Source organism: Paenibacillus radicis (ex Xue et al. 2023), from assembly GCF_024722015.1.
Classification (GTDB): domain Bacteria; phylum Bacillota; class Bacilli; order Paenibacillales; family NBRC-103111; genus Paenibacillus_S.
Genome location: NZ_JANQBD010000002.1, coordinates 15,111 through 32,818, shown reverse-complemented (window position 1 = coordinate 32,818; position 17,708 = coordinate 15,111). Strand labels below are relative to the sequence as shown.

The 17,708-nt window shown below is 41.3% G+C and carries 20 protein-coding genes and 1 pseudogene; 16 read left to right on the top strand and 5 right to left on the bottom strand.

Translation table 11 applies throughout. The features are described 5' to 3' along the window. Position 1: 1 nt before the first annotated feature. The 12 genes and pseudogenes from NV381_RS02780 to NV381_RS02730 all read left to right on the top strand — a co-directional run bounded on the left by NV381_RS02780 (position 2) and on the right by NV381_RS02730 (position 7,229). On the top strand, positions 2-424 hold the full coding sequence (locus NV381_RS02780; protein WP_258211743.1) for a nucleotidyltransferase domain-containing protein: 423 nt from the start codon (positions 2-4) through the stop codon (positions 422-424). 216 nt (positions 425-640) lie between these two features. Further along, positions 641-1,138, top strand: coding sequence for an oxidoreductase (locus tag NV381_RS02775; RefSeq protein WP_258211742.1), 498 nt, complete (start codon positions 641-643; stop codon positions 1,136-1,138). A 135-nt stretch (positions 1,139-1,273) separates the two neighbouring features. Then, positions 1,274-1,738 (top strand): GNAT family N-acetyltransferase, encoded by a 465-nt coding sequence (locus NV381_RS02770; protein ID WP_258211741.1) that lies wholly within the window; start codon positions 1,274-1,276, stop codon positions 1,736-1,738. A 159-nt stretch (positions 1,739-1,897) separates the two neighbouring features. Further along, positions 1,898-2,326 carry an SRPBCC family protein gene (locus NV381_RS02765; protein ID WP_258211740.1) on the top strand — a complete coding sequence of 143 codons (429 nt, stop codon included), beginning with the start codon at positions 1,898-1,900 and terminating at the stop codon, positions 2,324-2,326. Between the two features lie 373 nt (positions 2,327-2,699). Beyond that, a complete protein-coding gene (locus tag NV381_RS02760; RefSeq protein ID WP_258211739.1) occupies positions 2,700-3,065 on the top strand; it encodes a hypothetical protein in 366 nt (121 codons plus the stop codon). A 59-nt stretch (positions 3,066-3,124) separates the two neighbouring features. Next, the gene (locus tag NV381_RS02755) at positions 3,125-3,616 is read left to right on the top strand and encodes a DUF1572 domain-containing protein (RefSeq protein WP_258211738.1); all 492 of its coding nucleotides are present in this window, start codon (positions 3,125-3,127) and stop codon (positions 3,614-3,616) included. Beyond that, a pseudogene (locus tag NV381_RS38345) lies at positions 3,610-4,035 on the top strand (DUF2716 domain-containing protein). The gene NV381_RS02755 and the pseudogene NV381_RS38345 overlap by 7 nt, the downstream one beginning before the upstream one ends. A 105-nt stretch (positions 4,036-4,140) precedes the next feature. Continuing rightward, complete coding sequence (locus tag NV381_RS02750; protein ID WP_258211737.1) at positions 4,141-4,626, top strand: GNAT family N-acetyltransferase; 486 nt, start codon at positions 4,141-4,143, stop codon at positions 4,624-4,626. After that, positions 4,619-5,056, top strand: a complete 438-nt coding sequence (locus NV381_RS02745; protein ID WP_258211736.1) for a hypothetical protein — start codon at positions 4,619-4,621, stop codon at positions 5,054-5,056. Before NV381_RS02750 ends, NV381_RS02745 begins: the two co-directional genes overlap by 8 nt. A 107-nt stretch (positions 5,057-5,163) precedes the next feature. Next, positions 5,164-5,748, top strand: a complete 585-nt coding sequence (locus NV381_RS02740) for a phosphoglycerate mutase family protein (RefSeq protein ID WP_258211735.1) — start codon at positions 5,164-5,166, stop codon at positions 5,746-5,748. Between the two features lie 141 nt (positions 5,749-5,889). Then, positions 5,890-6,210 carry a hypothetical protein gene (locus NV381_RS02735; protein ID WP_258211734.1) on the top strand — a complete coding sequence of 107 codons (321 nt, stop codon included), beginning with the start codon at positions 5,890-5,892 and terminating at the stop codon, positions 6,208-6,210. A 32-nt stretch (positions 6,211-6,242) separates the two neighbouring features. Next, positions 6,243-7,229: an HD domain-containing protein gene (locus tag NV381_RS02730; protein WP_258211733.1), complete on the top strand. Its 987-nt coding sequence runs from the start codon at positions 6,243-6,245 to the stop codon at positions 7,227-7,229. A 63-nt stretch (positions 7,230-7,292) separates the two neighbouring features. On the opposite strand, the gene NV381_RS02725 is transcribed toward NV381_RS02730, so the two are convergent. From NV381_RS02725 to NV381_RS02710, 4 genes are read right to left on the bottom strand one after another with little or no spacing between them, the layout of a single operon-like run. Next, positions 7,293-8,285, bottom strand: a complete 993-nt coding sequence (locus NV381_RS02725) for an acyltransferase family protein (protein ID WP_258211732.1) — start codon at positions 8,283-8,285, stop codon at positions 7,293-7,295. Between the two features lie 14 nt (positions 8,286-8,299). Next, positions 8,300-9,088 carry a DUF4097 family beta strand repeat-containing protein gene (locus NV381_RS02720; protein ID WP_258211731.1) on the bottom strand — a complete coding sequence of 263 codons (789 nt, stop codon included), beginning with the start codon at positions 9,086-9,088 and terminating at the stop codon, positions 8,300-8,302. Further along, on the bottom strand, positions 9,085-9,639 hold the full coding sequence (locus NV381_RS02715) for a TetR/AcrR family transcriptional regulator (RefSeq protein WP_258211730.1): 555 nt from the start codon (positions 9,637-9,639) through the stop codon (positions 9,085-9,087). Before NV381_RS02715 ends, NV381_RS02720 begins: the two co-directional genes overlap by 4 nt. A 25-nt stretch (positions 9,640-9,664) precedes the next feature. Beyond that, complete coding sequence (locus NV381_RS02710) at positions 9,665-9,925, bottom strand: hypothetical protein (protein WP_258211729.1); 261 nt, start codon at positions 9,923-9,925, stop codon at positions 9,665-9,667. A 114-nt stretch (positions 9,926-10,039) separates the two neighbouring features. On the opposite strand from NV381_RS02710, the gene NV381_RS02705 reads away from it, so the two are divergent. The 4 genes from NV381_RS02705 to NV381_RS02690 all read left to right on the top strand — a co-directional run bounded on the left by NV381_RS02705 (position 10,040) and on the right by NV381_RS02690 (position 16,487). Next, positions 10,040-12,025: a pectate lyase gene (locus NV381_RS02705; RefSeq protein ID WP_258211728.1), complete on the top strand. Its 1,986-nt coding sequence runs from the start codon at positions 10,040-10,042 to the stop codon at positions 12,023-12,025. Between the two features lie 24 nt (positions 12,026-12,049). Continuing rightward, positions 12,050-14,575 (top strand): pectate lyase, encoded by a 2,526-nt coding sequence (locus tag NV381_RS02700; protein WP_258211727.1) that lies wholly within the window; start codon positions 12,050-12,052, stop codon positions 14,573-14,575. Between the two features lie 277 nt (positions 14,576-14,852). Continuing rightward, on the top strand, positions 14,853-15,761 hold the full coding sequence (locus tag NV381_RS02695) for an SDR family oxidoreductase (RefSeq protein WP_258211726.1): 909 nt from the start codon (positions 14,853-14,855) through the stop codon (positions 15,759-15,761). 225 nt (positions 15,762-15,986) lie between these two features. Beyond that, the gene (locus NV381_RS02690) at positions 15,987-16,487 is read left to right on the top strand and encodes an NUDIX domain-containing protein (protein WP_258211725.1); all 501 of its coding nucleotides are present in this window, start codon (positions 15,987-15,989) and stop codon (positions 16,485-16,487) included. A 179-nt stretch (positions 16,488-16,666) separates the two neighbouring features. Here NV381_RS02690 and NV381_RS02685 read toward each other — a convergent pair whose 3' ends face one another. Further along, entirely contained in the window at positions 16,667-17,638 is a 972-nt protein-coding gene (locus NV381_RS02685) for an alpha/beta hydrolase (protein ID WP_258211724.1), read from the bottom strand. Between the last annotated feature and the right edge of the window lie 70 nt (positions 17,639-17,708).

Below are 17,708 nucleotides of genomic sequence, written 5' to 3'. Positions count from 1 at the left end.
TGTGAGAAAAGGTGTTGAAGAGGTGAGGTTCCAGGTTCAATCTGAGTCCGAAATAATGGATATTATTAAAGTTTTTTTAGAGCAGGACTTATCAACCCGTGCTAGTGTGGAAACCATTGTCCTTAGCGGTTCATATGCAACAGGAAAGGATAGCGATCATAGCGACATTGATCTTTGCTACATAGGTGAGTTTGTAAATTTTGGACGACAGAGCCTATTTTATAATGGTCGAGAATTTCAGCATAAATGGTGGGCAGTAAAAACGAAGTATATACTCGAAGAATTAAGAACGCGTGATACCACTATGGCAAATTTGGTTGAGAGATGTCTTAACTTACCTGGATTAGGTCCAGAATTGGAAATCGTTTGTACTTATGTACTTGAGCCTTTAGGTGGATGGATGAAAGAATCTTGGAAGTCATAGAATCAACTGAGGGACTGAACACTAAAGCTCAACAAACAACTTAGACGCGGTTGCTGGCATAAGATCGGCAGCTGCGTTGTGAGGGACGGGCAGTTATCCATAATTTTAACAATATTTAGTTCACTCGGTAACAAACCTCCACATTTTCACGTTTATTTTTTGGAGGTGACTATATGATTGCATGTAGTAAATCTTCACCATCTGAAAGGAGGTAAAATGAAACTAATAAATTGCTTAGATACTAGACTTTCAAGTCGATATGAGGAACTTGATCCAAATCAAGATGGAAACAAAAATACTTTATTCGCTGATATCATTATAGATGGTATTTCGTTATATAAAAGACTAATAAAATATGATATGGTCCCTGCCCTAGGTTGGGGTACTAATGAAAATCAAAGATTAATGATTGATTACTTTCTGCTTAGAAAGCCACACGAATATTTGTATTACCGTTATCTAATTTTAGTTTGTCCCTTGTGTGGAGATGAAGAATGTGGATTTATTTCAGTCAAAATTGACAAAGAAGAAGATATTATCATCTGGAAGGATTTTATATTAGAACGTGACAATAAAAAAATTGACATAGGGCCTTTTTATTTTAATTGGGATAACTATTCAAGTGTAATTAACAATACTAATGGTACTGCAGGAGTTTCAATAGAAAAACCATGCCTTTGTTGGGTGATTTCGCTAAGTGAACACGCCAGCTGATTAGCTACAAGACGGCTGCAATTGAAAGAATCGGCAGTTTCATTATCCTAAAGGGTAGAATGTAATTTACATAAAAGGATTCTGAAAAGATTTCTTGTATTAATAAACAGATTTAATGATTAAGGGAGTGAGAAGGTGAATATACGTATAGCCCGTCTTGATGACATTCCACAATTAATCAACATGCGTTGGCAATTTACTTTAGAACATGAGGATGTGCAACCTCAAGTGTATAAGGAATTTTTAGAAGTATATGGAGAGTTTTTAAAATCGGCATTAGATGACCCCCGGTGGACTATTTGGCTATCTGAAAGAGATGGTGAAATACTGTCTCATGTTTTTATTCAACAAGTGGATGTAGTTCCTCGACCCGGTAAAAAAATATCTCCTTTAGGATATGTTACAAACGTGTATACCCTTCCAGAGCATCGAAATAAAGGAATTTGTGGAGAGATTCTTGAAATGGCAAAATTGAATGCAAAAGATGAAAATTTTGAGCTACTTATTGTTTGGCCAAGTAATAAAAGCGTTAACTTTTATCAAAGACATGGCTTCTCACAAAATACTGAAAATATGGTAGCGGCTTTAAATGACTATTAAACATATATAATCTCTATGCTACGCGAAGGAATAGATTTATCAAGAACTACATAGCAATCGAGAAGAAATCACATCAACTATAGCATGATAAAATCAAAGAAGATTTGAAAATTCTTAATGTATTAAAAATAAATCCTTAAAAAAAGGGAGATGAGCACGATGGCAAATATCGAGCACATGCAGACTGTAAATGTTCCGGCTTCAACGGTATATGAAGCTTTAACCACTGCAAAAGGACTTTCAGAAGTATGGACAAATGAACTAGTAGTCAATGATCAGATCGGTTGTATAAATGAATTCTTTTTCGGCGGCAAAGGCTTAACAAAGATGCGAGTTGATGAGCTTGTTACTGATAAAAGGATCCTGTGGCAGTGTGTGGATTCAGATCCAGAATGGATAGGTACGACTATTTCTTTTGATTTGGAGGAAAAAAACGGGAAAACTTCAATCATTTTTCGTCAGATGAATTGGAAGGAAGTGTCCACATTTTATCGTATATGTAATTATAACTGGGCTATTTTTTTGTATAGTCTAAAACAGTATTGCGAAGAAGGGGAGGGTATTCCGTATCATAAACGAAAGTTTTAGAACCATCGAAAACACGAATGGGGCGACAACTGATATTGGAAGTATTGGGTAAGTACAACGAAGTAATCAACCCAATCTTTACAACCTTATCATCACGTTAAAAATTCCTGTATAGCCTAAGAAATGGGCTTTGCTTTAGTTGAGGATCTGCAGCTGTGCAGCTCCTCTTTTCTTTATTTAAGTAACGGGCAGCTTAATTAAATAGGTAAATATTTACATGCGAACAAATGTACTGTATTGTAAATAGGGAATGTACTTATTCTATAAAGGTGGCATCTCAAAGAGTAAACAAGAAATACCCTCTCGTTATCAGCATCAAAATTTAATAAAAAGACACCAATTTCACTTCGAAATTTCCAAAGGAGGATACTTAGTGAAACAAAACAAATTCTGGTTTTATATTGAAAAAGAACTACCTGAAATTACTGAAGATCTGAAAATAAGTTTATATTTACCTGACTACTATAGTGACTATGAAGATACATGGGAATGGTGTGAAGCTGTATCCAGAGATCTGAATGGAAGTAGTTATTTCAATATCTCAAGAGAACATAACTGGAAACATGGAAAATACGAATGTCCTGTATTATTGTTATTAAAAAACTTACCTTCAAATGTTGAAGAGCAAGGGGAGTTAATAACAAAGATGTTAAAGGTACCTGTATATTATGGCCATGTAACTTATGAGAATTTTTCAAAGTACACATATGCTGTTACCAAAAGTTGGGATTGTAAATAAGATTTTTATGGTATTCTTATGCAGAACGCAGGTTCGTATTTAGAAGGGGTGTAGTACACATGAATTATGAATTTAATCGTAACTGGTTAATTGCAAAATTTAGAGAACTTCAAGATAGTATGCTAAAAGTATTGGAACAACTTGACGATGAACATGTAAACTGGCGACCGAACAACTATAGTAATAGCATTTCAAACTTAATAATGCACATTAATGGTTACATAAAGGAACGTATCGAGAAAGGTATATTACATAGAACAATAAGTCGTAGTAGGGACGAAGAGTTGGGAGCAATTATAGTACCTAATGAGGAATTACAGCAACTCATCAAGGAGCGCTTTGACTTTGTCATTTCAACAATCGAATGCATAACTGAAGAACAACTCGATGCAATTCAAGTGGTGAGAGGTTCTGACAGAACCAATTTAGACATGTTGCATCAATGTGCGGCCCATTTTTCTGAACATGTAGGGCAGATTTTGTATATAGCTAAATTAAGATTAAGGGAACGATATAAAAGTCTTACCGGACCAATAAAACCCAAATTATAGGGCCTAGTACCAAAATATTTCCGTCGTATAGCACGCCCAGCCCGTTCATCAAATATGACATATCCAACTGTTACGATGAAAAACTCATCAGAGATTTCGAGGCAAAATCCGTTATAGCGTTTCAAAAATGCACCCTACGAGGGGAGCTTTTTTATGCTTTAGATTGGCAGCATGACTGTTATTTAGTGGATGCAAGACTGGAATTTCCAAGACACGTGCCATGGAGGGTGGATAATGGCGATTAGATAATTTCAATTTATCCAGACGGGGATTATCACTTCTTTCTTGCAAGGGATTTTTCATGGGGAATTATAGGTCACCCATGGGAAGAAACAATGACGATCTACGGAGAAGAGCTAATTAACTATTTGTTAAATGATAATCCACTTATGCTTCACAAAGAGTTGCTACGTGGTTGAGGGGCTTGCTTCGCGGCAGCTCTCTTTTTGTTTATTAAAGTGGGCAGGATAATTCAGCAAAGTTGCAGAAACAAATTTGAAAAAAATTTGAGGAGATGGGTTTAAGTGAATGAAATTATTATCCAAAAAGTTAATCATCTAGATACCCATAAATTAATACTGTTGGTTGAAGAAAGTGCAAGTGAAGGATTTCGTCATATCAAACGGTTAGTAAACGACTATGAAACTGGAGCAAATAAATTCGATAAAGAAGGGGAAGCACTCTTTATTGCTTATCAGAACAACGAAATTGTAGGAGTTTGTGGATTGAATCGAGATCCCTATGCTAAAAGCAAAGAAGTTGGTCGTGTTCGTCGGCTTTATATCTCACCAAGAGTACGTCGACTTGGGATTGGGCGAACATTAATGGATTCAGTTATTGCAGAAGCTAGAAAAAACTATAAAATGCTTGTATTAAGGACCGATAACCCTATTGCCGATGTATTTTATCTCTCTATAGGTTTTTCGGTTAAGCTCGATTCGGAAAATGACAGCCACCTTCTTCAGTTAGATGAAATTAATAACAACAGAGGAGGGACAATTTATGCCTAATAAGAAAAATGTTGGATCGATTATTGTGTTTCTGATAGTAGTTGTCGGGGCATTGTGGCTTCAAAACCATAAATGGTCACCTGATATTCAGCATAAGGGTGTTGTCATTAGCAGTTGGAATAGTGCAATGGGTGCAGTGGATGAGAATACAACAAATCTTTATAAGCAAAAGCTGTCTTTTACGGCAACTATTTGGAATGATAGTACAGAAAAAAACTATGTTAACGATGTAAAAATGAAACTGCCTGACTCGCTTCACTCGCACGTAATATCGGGTAATAGCGTCTTCCCCGTAAACCTGTTGTTAAGCCCCGCTGCTTACTATGAGGTAAAAGGAGAATTAATTCTCGATACTAAAGGAATGACGAAACAGGAAATTGTAAATCTAGGAAATATTCAGGGGTTTACTGTGGAAACTGAAAAAAAATAATTGCATTCAACTAACGAAACACGAAAGCTCAACGGATACTAAATCGGTGATTCGAGCCTCGCTGCCAAGGCGACGTTTGTTTTTAGAACGGAAGGGAGTGTACAATATTGGAAATTATTTTTATTCGCCATGGACAAGGAGTACATAACATAGATATCCCAAACAGACTAAATACCGAAAACCCTCGCTTGACTGAAAGAGGTCGTGATCAGGTGGCTAGTCTGAAGTCAGTATTCTCTTTTAGTGAGGATAGTGTGTATATTGCTAGCCCGACTATAAGAACAATTGAGACCACAAACATTATTACGAGTGACCTGCTGCTAACTAAAAAATATGTGAGCCCACTAGTTGGACCGCGAATGTTTCCAATACCACAAAACCCAGAAGCCTATGTATCTAAATGTGATATCAACTATTCCCTTGATAAAATAATAAGTGAACATAGTGACTTTATCGTACTAGATAAGGATAACCAGGAATTATGGAACACTGGAATTAATACCCTCACTGAATCAGCGTTTGAGCCGCTTGGATTGGGACTAATTAATTGGATCAAAACGTTGTGTACAAAGAAAGTTTTTATAATTGCTCATGATGGAACTATAACGAACTACCGTATCTTATTAGGTGAGAATGGGTTGTCGAGATCCGATTTCTTAGGAGAAGCCGGCTGGTATAAGTTGGAGATATAGCAGAATTCGTTTCGCTCCCGCGAATGATTTGTGATACTCACTCTAGCTCATGAATTCGCAGGATTTTATCTTAGAGGCGGCTAGTTGTATTAAATCTTGAAGGATTGAAAAAGCCAGATGTTACATTCTGGAGCGGGATCGATGGAAGCTTTCGAACCGGCAGTACTTGAACCTCCTCCGACCATAAGTCCTGACAAAATCCTGCAAAAACGCAGTTATTTCCCTACCGGAATTGCTGTAGAGAGAACAAACCTGCAAAAGTACATCCATTTTCATGGAAAACGCTCCGATTCAGCTAAAAATGAAAAAATAAATGCACATTTGCATGAATTCAATGAGACTTCGGATATATCGGCCAAAGACTGTATAAATGCAGGTTTTTGGGAGCAGGCAATGGTTTTGAGTCGAATAAATTCGAATAAAGTCGTGTGCGCTGTCATTAGCGCTCTCAAGTTTTTATAACCACTCAACATGCATGGAGGACAACAATTTATATGAAGCAAGTACAACAAACATTTACAGGCGATATTATATGGGAACCATTGTATCAGATAGAGACTCCTGTGGTACCTTTTGAAATAGAATTGTTCCAAAGTGCTACTTTGAGAAGGTTGAAACATTTGCATCATTTTGGTGCAGGCGCTTTAATCAGTCCCATAACTCACTCTCGCTTTGAACACACAGTAGGAGTCTGGTCGCTTACTAAGTTTTTTTTCCCAGAATGGCGTGAGTTGCATGCCGCAGCGATTTTACATGACATCGGGCATCTTCCCTTTTCTCATTCAGTAGAAAAGTCGTTAGGGAAAAACCATCATTTGCTCACGGAAGCTAACATTAGTTCTTTTCCAGTTCGCAACATATTAGAAAAGCATAGTTTAAACCCATCACAAATTATCGATTTGCTTAATCAAAATACTCCTTTAAGCAGTAAATCGGACGGAATAAGCATTGATCATTTTGACAGTTTCATGCGTGATACGTATGGAGCAGGGGAATATATCATTCATCCGGCAATCCTAATAAAAAAGATAAACTTTTATAACAACGTCATTGATACTGATGAGAATACAGCTATTCACATTTTGGATGCTGTAATAAAGGATAATCGAATATTTTTGAACCCGCATTTTTTAGCAATGGATGAGCTGCTATCCAGAGCGATCATTTTATTTAGTGAAGAAAATCCTGAAATCTATAAAACGATTGACCAAATGACCGATTATCAGCTGCTGTCTATGCTAGAAGGATCCGTTTCAGGGATTGTAAAAGAATTAATTAACGTTCTAGTAAATGAACCTCATAGAGTAACTATTTGTAAGAACAGTGATCAAGGTGAATTTAAAGCTGAAGTAAGAAAAGTGTATAATAAACAGCCATTTGTAAATGGTATCCCGATTGATAAAGTCTTGCCTGAGGTACGTCAGAAGATTCTGGAATTAGATGCATTATGTCAAACATATCGTTTCGACATTAAGAATTGACTGTAACAAAGCAATCTTAAGCAAACGATAGTGAAGAGGCTCGCTTCGCGGCAGCTATGGTAATCACGTGTTTGTTTTCAGGCCTTGAGACCAAAGCAGACACGGTATGAAGCCGTGATTGATCCCTTTTAGAACATAATACCCGATCATAATGAGATAAGTCTGATGCAAAATATAGACGGGAAAAGCAGCTGGGTTAAAGTAGGTCATAAAGGTTGACTTCCGGTTTAGATACTTTTTGCCATACCCGAGCATCGTAAGCAGAGTTACCCAATAAAGAAGCAGGTGGAGAGCGGTAAAAACAAAGCCAGACTGGCTTCCAATGGTGTAGATTTCCCAGAAAAGAAGGGCTGTTCCTATTAACGTCACCACTAGGTAGTGCCGACGATGTTGCTCAATCAGATCCATGATCGTATCACTGGTTACCATGCAGAATCCTAACATAAAGTACCCGGCGTAGAGAAAAATGTTCTTACCGCTCACATCCGGTAGGGAGGAAAGAACGGACAAGCCTGCAAATGGTAAGACAATGAAAAGGGGATGACGCATCCACGATGGTGAGTATTGCCTCCTGATTATCCGGAGCATCAGCGGCAAAAGACCGACCGAGATGAGAAAAAGAAATAGGATAAACCACAAATGAGCAGGGGAAATGCCGCCTGCATATTCGGACCAATCGGAAATATCGGTAAAATATCGCTTCAAAAATGCGAGGTAGCTTTCTTCCTCGTGCAGATGAAATCTTCTCGCATAATACCCCTGCGGAGGGACGATGATCAAAGCCCCAATAACGAGTGGGATCAGCAGCCGCAGAAATCGCTCCTTGATATAATGGGCTGCCGTTCTCCTCTGAAGCGCATAGAAGCTTGACATGCCGGCCAGAAGAAAGAGCAGCGGCATAAACCAGAAGGAGGAATGAATTACAAGAGATGAGAATACATTCGTTTCCCCTTTGATATAGAACGGATTGAGGTCATCAAATATTCTTGCAGTATGATAAAGGAACAAATACAGGATGCCTATATTTCTGAGCCAATCGATGTAATCCTTGCGCATAATTTTTCCTCTCCTTACTTTCTACTGGCGGACATATGGCCCGAGTCGGATTCCATAACAATTTTATTCGTGGAGGCTTCATCGCTTTTGAGCTTACTGTCCCATTTGCCCTTCCACTTGAGATTAAGCTTGATATCATTTTGAAATATATAGTTGATATTTCCCGAGGAGCTTGTGGAATTTGCAATTAATTTCTCCAACTTGTCGCTAAATACGATATGATTGCTGCCATTTTCCGTTTTTGTGTCCAGTTTTAATGTATTGACCCCGTCCAAACGAATGGCACCGGACGTGGAATGGGCCGAAAGCTCGTCGCTTGAGACTTCTTTCATATTGATCTCCCCGTTCTCGGATTGAACGACGATCGCTCGGCTGTTGAGATTTTCGATGGCTATCTTGCCGTTTTGACTGGAGACGGCAGTTCGATCCAACCGGTTTTTCGTCCCGTTCGTTTCGACTTTCACAAAAACATCCAAGCTATTGTTAAAGTTAACATTCAGCAGTTTGTGAGATCCGGTTTGCTCAATGACAAGAGCATTGTTTTTCGTTTCTATATGGATATGGCTGCTGTCATATTTGCCCTTGGCAACAACCTCAACCTCTGTTTTATTTTCCCGACCCTCCGTGGTATTAATATGGACTTTGACATTTTTGACGTCGACCTGAATGCTTTGTATGTCAGTTGCCGTATAACTCTTGCTGCTTGAGGGGGAAGTCAGCGATTTGATTATGACATATCCGAGACATACAAAGGCAATAACGATGAGAGGTAGGGTAATGGAAGCTTTTTTGTTTTTTGTCATTCTGTTTGATCGCTCCCTGAAGTCTGCATTTGTTGGATAACGGAATTCAGACCTGCGGAATAGATGATTAGCAACTGGTCTACAAGCTTGTTGTACGTATCCCCTTCCTCGTTATCCCTAAGAATAAGGCACAATCCTTCCACGAGTGAGGAGGATAACATTCGAGCAAGAGCCGTTTCATATTCATTCAGGAACTCATTTCTCTTGGCCTTCAGAATCATGCTCTCGATAACGGAAAAAGAAAGATGGATCAAGTCGTGCTTTGCATGCGCGTACTTAGTGCCTTCGCTACGGTTGAAGACAATGGTCATTTCAGCGGTGAAGGTCTTGAACAAATCAATCAGAGTCGCTTCGATTTTGCTATAATACTTGAGCACATCGGGGAGATCATTGCTGTAGCTCAAGTTGAGCTTTTGTCCCATTTCGGCCATGTTAGCCTCATAGCGCTCATAGACTGGTCGAATAAGCTCATCAAACAATTCATCCTTGTTCTTGTAATAACGATAAACATTGCCGATCGCCACGCCGGCGCTTCCGGCAATATTTCGCATAGAGGCCTTTAAATATCCCTCCCTGTTAAATTCCGCCAGCGCCGCATTTCAACCCATGCTTCAACTGCTCGCTTTCATCGGGGGGATAATCAGTATAGCATCGTTTATTATGCTTGCTTATTCCATCGGAGGTTTCAACAATAAGATCGGAAATGTCGTTATCATAGATATCATTGCTCTCGGTTGTCTGCTGTTGGCGATCATTTTGCGGTTGTACTCGAACCGCTAATGCAAAACGAGCGAAGCGGAGATGAGAAAGATTCATTCTAGAGAATTTTGATCCCAAAATTAGAATCCTCCGTTCCTCTAAGCGTTAATATTCATTTTTATTGAAATAATATATACAACATACTAGAATGATGGAGTAGAGTTGTAATAACTATTTTAGGAGGTAGGAGAAATGTACAGGGGCATCTTTGTCAAATTTATGGTTTGTATGCTGTGCGTATCACTTTTTGTACCCGCTTTCACAAATCAAGCCAAGGCAGGTGAAGCAGTAGATCTGAGTGATTTAATTGTCAAATGGGGCGGGATCGTTGAGACAGAGCCCAACTACTCGATGAAATCGAATGCCGGCAAGTTTGGACCGCAAGAATTGGAATACGGACTTTTTCTGAAACCTGAAATGAAATTCGGGTACGGCAATGTGAATGGGATGATGGCCCCTCTTCGAGATATGATCGAAGCACTGCCCGGTACCTTCACCTGGGACGGCAACTTAAATCCAGGCAAAATTACGATTAACCTGAATAAGGATGTACTGGTTTATACGCTCGGTTCCACATCAGCGACGTTAAATGGGAAAGCGCTTACAGTTCCGTCGTCCGAACTTGCTCCTTACGCAGTACAAGTAAAAGGAGAAGTATTTGAAAACGGAAGCGATTACTATGCATTCTATCTTCCTGTCAAATTTACCGCGGAAGCTTTAGGCGCACAGGTCATGTGGAATGAGCCGATGAGACGCGTCGAAATCGGTTGGGAGCTTTATTTTCAGCCGAAAGCCGTCGAGCCTACAATCACTACAACCCTACCCAACAGCAATTATACGACAGCCCTCCTGGAGGGGGGGAACGGTATTGTCACTGCGAATGTTTATGGAAGTGTTTATGGAAACACAGACACATTAACCAATGCCATTAAAGCAGCGCTTAATGTTGTCGGCTTTCAGAATACAGATGGTGGTTGGCAAAAAACGAATGCAGGTTACGATCTCCTGCAGGATGATTTTTTGGCCAAGCTTGCTCCGCATTATTCAACCATCGATAATGGGGCAACCTTTGGCGAAAACCGTTATTTAGCCAGAGTGTTGAAAGTGATGAAAGAAGCCGCTGAAAGCAACTCGCCTTTATACACCGGTCTTCAAGGGAAGATTGCTTCAACGCTGCAAGTTAGCATGCCGAAGACGCTTGCTAGACTTCAGGAACTGGGCCGCTTGGATAAAGACAACCTTACCTACGAGTCCATTATGGCATGCCTGGAAAAAAGCTTTTGGGATTCCATGCACTATTACTTAAATGCACAAGTGATGTTCTATAATAACAATAGCAAACCGAATACGCCAACAAGCGGCGGTTGGGCACAATATTATCCGTATTCCATCGGTTACTATAAAAATATTACATACAACGATAACGCCATGACCAGTGTGCTTGAAACGTTGATGGATGTCATCTACGACACAGATACTGGCTCGAACTTTTGGACAGATTTCTCGTGGGTTCGCGCTGAAGCGAACAAAACCGTTATTGAAAAAGGCGATATCCCGATTTCGGAATTTCAACGCGCCTTCGACCTCGGTGTTCGATACACGCTAGATGCACAAATTTACGTTAAAGGTTACGGTTTGACAGGTTGGGGGCAACAATACGACCGGTATACCGGAAAACCTACAATGGGACGTGCCTATGAGCATCCGTCGATTACAACGGGTGAAAGCGCACGCGTCATGCTATTCTTAACCAAAATTCGTGCATCTGAAATTGTACCGGATAGCTTGTTTAAGTTCGATGAGGTGGCTCAAGCCATTATTAGCCACTATCAATGGACGCAATTTATTCCGCAAATGGGATTGTCCACCTTTACAGTGACGGACAGAACCCGCGAAATAGCAGGCGATCGCTTTGTTTCGCCGCTTATATTAGCTAATAACAAACCAAGCAGCATGGAATTTTTCGGACGTTTTTACAGTCTGGAGCTGAACAAAGACGGCAAATTTGATATTTTGTTCTCGAACCGCGATTCGATTATCGTTTACGATCATAACCAAGTATTTCACGAGCGCAGAAGCGGTTATTCCTTCACGAACACGAATACCAAAAGCACGGCAGCCGGCTATTACAACAACTGGATTAAAGCAGGCGGTAATGGCTACGGATATGGAAAATAACGAACAGAAAAGGAGGACGACACAATGAATAAAAGAAAATATGTACACATGCTTTCACTGCTTCTTGTTTTCTGTATGCTATTTTCAGCGATGCCTGTTAGTGCGGCAAGCGTTGATAAAGACAACTTCCAATTTTCCGAAATGCTGTTAAAACGGGTGTGGTTCCAAAATTCGGACCCAATTTTCCTGGTTGATCATTACAACCCGGTTGAATTAGTCGAAGGCCTGAACGTTACAGGTATAGGCACACTGACCAATATTACGGAGGGTGCGGCGAGCGACGGATATTTAGCTCCTTTGAAAGAGTTCTTCCGTCAAGTTGGCGGCACCTATGAGGAACAAGGAGATACCGTTACGATGTCGCTGAATGGGGATACGCTTGTCATGACGGTAGGTTCCACAAATGTAACTTTGAAAGGGCAAAGCTTGCCCGCTTTGCCGGCAGCGAGCAAGCCGCAAAGAATCAACGTATCAAGCCATTCCAGCTTTGGGTCGGTCAATCCCTTGGTCGCCAGTGATGTGACAATCATTTATTTGCCTGTTCGCTACATCCTGAACGCTTTTGGGGCATCACTTTATTGGGATAGCGGTCAAGCATCCATCTATGCTGTAGTGAAAGTGTTGACAAACAAGTCGAACATGTCTTATCCAGACAAGCAAGGCTCGCGGCTTGATCAAATTTTTTCCCTAGATCCAGTCAAAAATAGCGAGAAGGCGCAAACTATTGCAGCTAATATTATCGCTCTGCAAAACGATGACGGTGGTTTTATGAAGCTTAGCGGCGATATCGACATGGCGCAAAGCAAGTTGGTTGGCAAAATAGGCACGAAAGGCAAATCTTCTATCGAAACGATAGCAGGAGAACAAGTATCGACGGTAACAGAGCTTCGTTATCTAGCCAAGATGATCACTGCTTTTCCTGGTCAAGCCTCTCAATATACGCCGGCTTTCTACAAAGGAATTCAATACTTGCTCGATGCGCAAATGGATAATGGCGGCTGGTCGATTCAAAAAAACGGCATCGGCTACAACAGCACAATCGCTTATGCGGACAATGCTATGATCAGTGTATTAACATTATTCAACGACGTTGCCCGTCTCAATGACCAGCAATTCGTTTTCGTAAGAAATAACAACCAATCGCTTGTTTCTCTAATGGATAAAGCACTCCAGAAGGGCATCGACTGTATCGTGAAAACCCAGATCCAAGTAAACGGTACACTAACTGGCTGGAGCTCGCATCATCATCCCGTTAATCTGAGTCCTGTGATCGGTAAAACTTACGAGCGTCCAGGCATTAATGCTACTGAAACGACGCGTATTGCACAATTTTTGATGAACGTCCGCAATCCTTCCAACGAAGTAAAGGCTGCGGCGGAAGCGGCTGTGAATTGGCTGACCAGCGTGAAAATTAACGACAAAATAATGATTACTGTATCAGATATAACAATGAATAACGGTATCGAACGGTATTTAGTCGACCAACCCGGCCATGTAACATGGGCGAGAAACTACAAAGTTTCGGGCTCAAGCTTCGTTCCATTTTTTTCGGATCGTCAAATTACTCGAGGCGACATTCCGCTGATGAACTTCAACCCGAACGATCCGAGGGAAGTGATCGGACAACCGGGGGCTTCTAGTTACTACAGCAACTACACCGTTGCGGCTAAAATTATGTTTTATGATACCCGCACTGCATATGAATGGTATGTGGAAACTCCAAAGAGATTGATTGAAACCGATTACGTGACATGGAAAAATCGTCTGGCAAACGGCTGGCCTGCACTTCCTGTAGATCCTTCGTATACAGTCCACAGGAAGTCCAGCACATCGTCGGTAGACCCGGTAAACCCGGTAGATCCTAGCGATCCGGTTAAAGCGGCCGATCTGGAAGTCCCGGTTCAATCTGCCGAGCCCACTAAACCGGGTACTGTACTGGAAAGTACAACAGGTGTCGTCTTATCGGCAGACCCTTCGGTCAAATACATCACCGGCTATAGCCAAGAGGGCGGTAAGCGGTTTGTGAATTCGGACGGTAATATTAAGAGAAGCGAAGTAGCGTATATTTTGTTTCAGCTAAGCGCCAACCTCGATAAGAAAGAACCGGCGAGCAAGTCTTCGTTCAAAGATGTTGCCTCCGAGCATTGGGCGTACGGGGCGATCCAGTATTTTGCCGCCAAAGGACTATTCAAAGGATATGAGGACGGTACATTCATGCCTGATAAAGGGCTGAGTCGTGCAGAAGTTGCCAGTATCTTATCTACGTTCTATCATGATAAGGGCACATTCAAAGCAGATCTCAAGGACATTCAAGGTCATTGGGCGCAGAGCAGCATTGAGCTCCTCGTTTCCAAGGGTATTATTCAAGGCTATTCCGACAGCACGTTTAAACCGGATGGCACGATTACGAGAGCGGAGCTCATTGCCTTAGTCAACCGCGTGTTAGGCAGAAGCCCGGCTAAAGGAACTTACTCCGCAGGAGACAATCCGTTTACTGACTTGGACAGCACGCACTGGGCATACGAAGAAATTATTTCAGCAGCCCAATAGGTAAACGTATGTAGGTAAGTGCATGCATAAAGCTGTGATGTTTGCTGTAGCAAACATCACGGCTTTATGTGCTTTAAGGGGGAAAGGTGGCTCGATTTGAAATGGATCGTCGATAGAGGAATGAGGATTGGGAAGAAACTTGAGTGTAAAGTAAACATATTTCATAAATCTGATGAATAAATCTAGATGTAGCTCAGATCTTTTAAGGTAAGTCAGTATAACCGTTAAGGGGATTCTGAAAAAAAGATTTACTAGCGACTATTCGGAGGTGGTAAATATGCAATTCTACTATCCTGTGTACCCCTTCATTGGTTATCAAACTAAGTTAGTACAGGAGCCTATAGCATTCCCACCCCAGCATCAGGATCAAGTCCCTGGTCTAGAGTATCTCATGACGCCACGTCCTATTTTTGATTACCCCGGTTATGTCGGTAGCTGCAAGCTGAAAGGGAAGGTTGCGATCATTACTGGAGGTGATAGTGGATTTGGACGTGCAATTGCAGCCGCTTATGCTAAAGAAGGAGCGGATCTGGTTATTGTATATTTAAATGAACATATTGATGCGGAAGAAACCAAAAAGTATGTTGAGCAATTCGGCACTCGCTGTCTGCTTCTGGCTCGAGATCTTCGCGATCCAGACAGTTCACCAGATATAATAGCTGAAACGCTCCGTCATTATAATAGACTAGACATCTTAATCAATAACGCTGCCGTTCAACCTTTTACGGGCAGTATAATGGACATTTCCAACGAACAACTCGAAAACACTTTTCGAACCAATATATTCCCCTTGTTTTATTTGACTAAAGCCGCTCTACCTTATTTGGACAAAGGCAGCGCCATCATCAATACAACTTCAAGGGTCGCATACGAAGGAGACAAGGATGTTATTGATTACTCTGCGACTAAAGGTGCAATAGTAAGTTTTACTCGCAGTATGGCACTGTCGTTGGCTGATAAATGGATCCGGGTTAATGCGGTCGCTCCAGGCCCTTCATGGACGCCGCTCAATGTGAGTACCTACTCCAAAGAACATGTAGCTACTCTAGGCACTAACAGCCCGATCGGACGTGCAGCACAACCTTTCGAGATAGCTCCCGCCTTCGTATACCTTGCAGCAAATGAATCCATGTACATCACTGGTCAAGTGATTCATGTAAATGGAGGTTTGATCCGTTACTCATGATTTTAGGCAAAATGAAAGCATCCCAAGCATTCTCTCAATCACAATACATGGTGTTCTCAAAATTAGAACTTCGTTCACAGATGTGAACGTTTTTTTGTTATTTCAGATTCGATTCATCAGTCTAACTGTTTTCATTAGAACGAATCCATATAAATTAAACTATTTTATTAATAGGATTTAAGTATTATTATAATATCATCCAAAATAATCCAGAGGGTGAGAAAAATGGGTAGTGGGTGGCACGATTCTTATATAGGTAATCTTCGCAAAGTCCTTGGCTCACAAAAGATAATCGTAAACTCAGTACGGGCAATCTTACTTGATGATGAAGGTCGTGCTTTGTTTATAAAACGTAGTGGTGATAAAAAGTGGGGCATGCCTGCAGGAGCCATGGAGCTAGACGAGTCAGTATTTGAAGCGATGAAGCGTGAAGTTAAAGAAGAAACAGGGCTTGATGTTCTTAAAGCAACATTAATTGCTATTTATTCATCTCCAACAACGCAAACATTCACGGACCGTTGGGGAAACGAGCATCATATAATAGAATATTTATTTAAAGTGGATGAGTGGACGGGAACACTTGAAAGAGAGACAAATGAAAGCGTGGATGCTAAGTTTTATCCGTTAGATAATCTACCAGAAGCTTCAAGTGAGCTTTTTGCAAAACATCACGAAAGAGTATTTAAAGACTTTAAAAAATTCGATGGAAAAATAATATTGGAATAGTAATCGGCAAGGGTTACGAGGGAGGATTGGATAACATTTGGCCAACGGAAGGGATAGAACTAAGGAAGTAAATTTAAACCCGGCAGGGGTTCGAATTCAGTTAGAAAAGAAATTTGCCGAGCTCGCGGAGGTTCGAACAACGGATTATCCTCTTCTGATTTCCCATTATAAGTACGCCCTCAGACACGCAAGAAGCGAAGCAACGCTCGTAGCAGACCCTGAGGGTCCTCCTCAGGAATAAGGTGACCGCAGGGTAGCGGATAACCGCTAATATCAGTTGCATGTTCTCGCCATAAGCCAAGAACGTCGAAGAGTTGTCCAACGGTTCCCTTTTGTCCCCAGAGCACTAGAAACGGCTGTGCAGCCTTGAGTCCATTTTGCTCATTCTCGATGGAGACGTCGATAGTGACCGAAGCACGGTAGTCCTCACAAACGGAATGAATGCAGGCGGGATTCCTATAGCAACGCAAATATTCTGCAAAGGCTTCAGGCGTTACCGCTCCAGGCGTTCTGCTTTGAGCAGATAAATGATTCGCCAAATAGAGCTCAGGCATCGCATCAATCATGCGTTCAGGCAGCGGTGCCGGTTGAATTTGAAAGAACCACCAGAAGTACTTAGTGGCAAATTCCTGGTTGGTATGAGCGTACATTTGAGTAGTTGGGGCAATATCCAGTACAACGCTTCTCTCCACAGCATAGGGGTGATCCAACATCATCTGAAAAAGAACCCGTCCTCCGCGGTCATGGCCTACCGCTTGAAATCGCCTAAAACCTAGCATGTTCATCACTTGGATTTGATCGAGTCCTATCTCTCTTTTGGAATAATGAATATGATTCGGACCGCCGTCCGGCTTACTGGAGTCGCCGTATCCCCGTAGATCCGTCATCACCACGGTAAAACTCTTTGCAAGCGTTCCTGCAACTTTGTGCCAAGCGACATGCGTTTCGGGATGTCCGTGCAGTAATAGCAATGGAGGTCCGCTGCCACCGACAAGCGTGTTTATAATTGCGCCGTTTGTACGGATGAAGCCTTGTCTGAAGCCGGGGAAAAATCTTGAATTTGCTTCTTGGCTTGGTGCAGCGGATTGTTCGGAGGCTTTTACGGCTGCGGCGAAGAAGGTTGAATCTTCAGCAAGAAACGGGAGAGTCATATTACCATCACCTCTTTCTTATTGATATTCCGTCTTCTTTGAATTAATACGGCTTAACTCAGTAACCAAA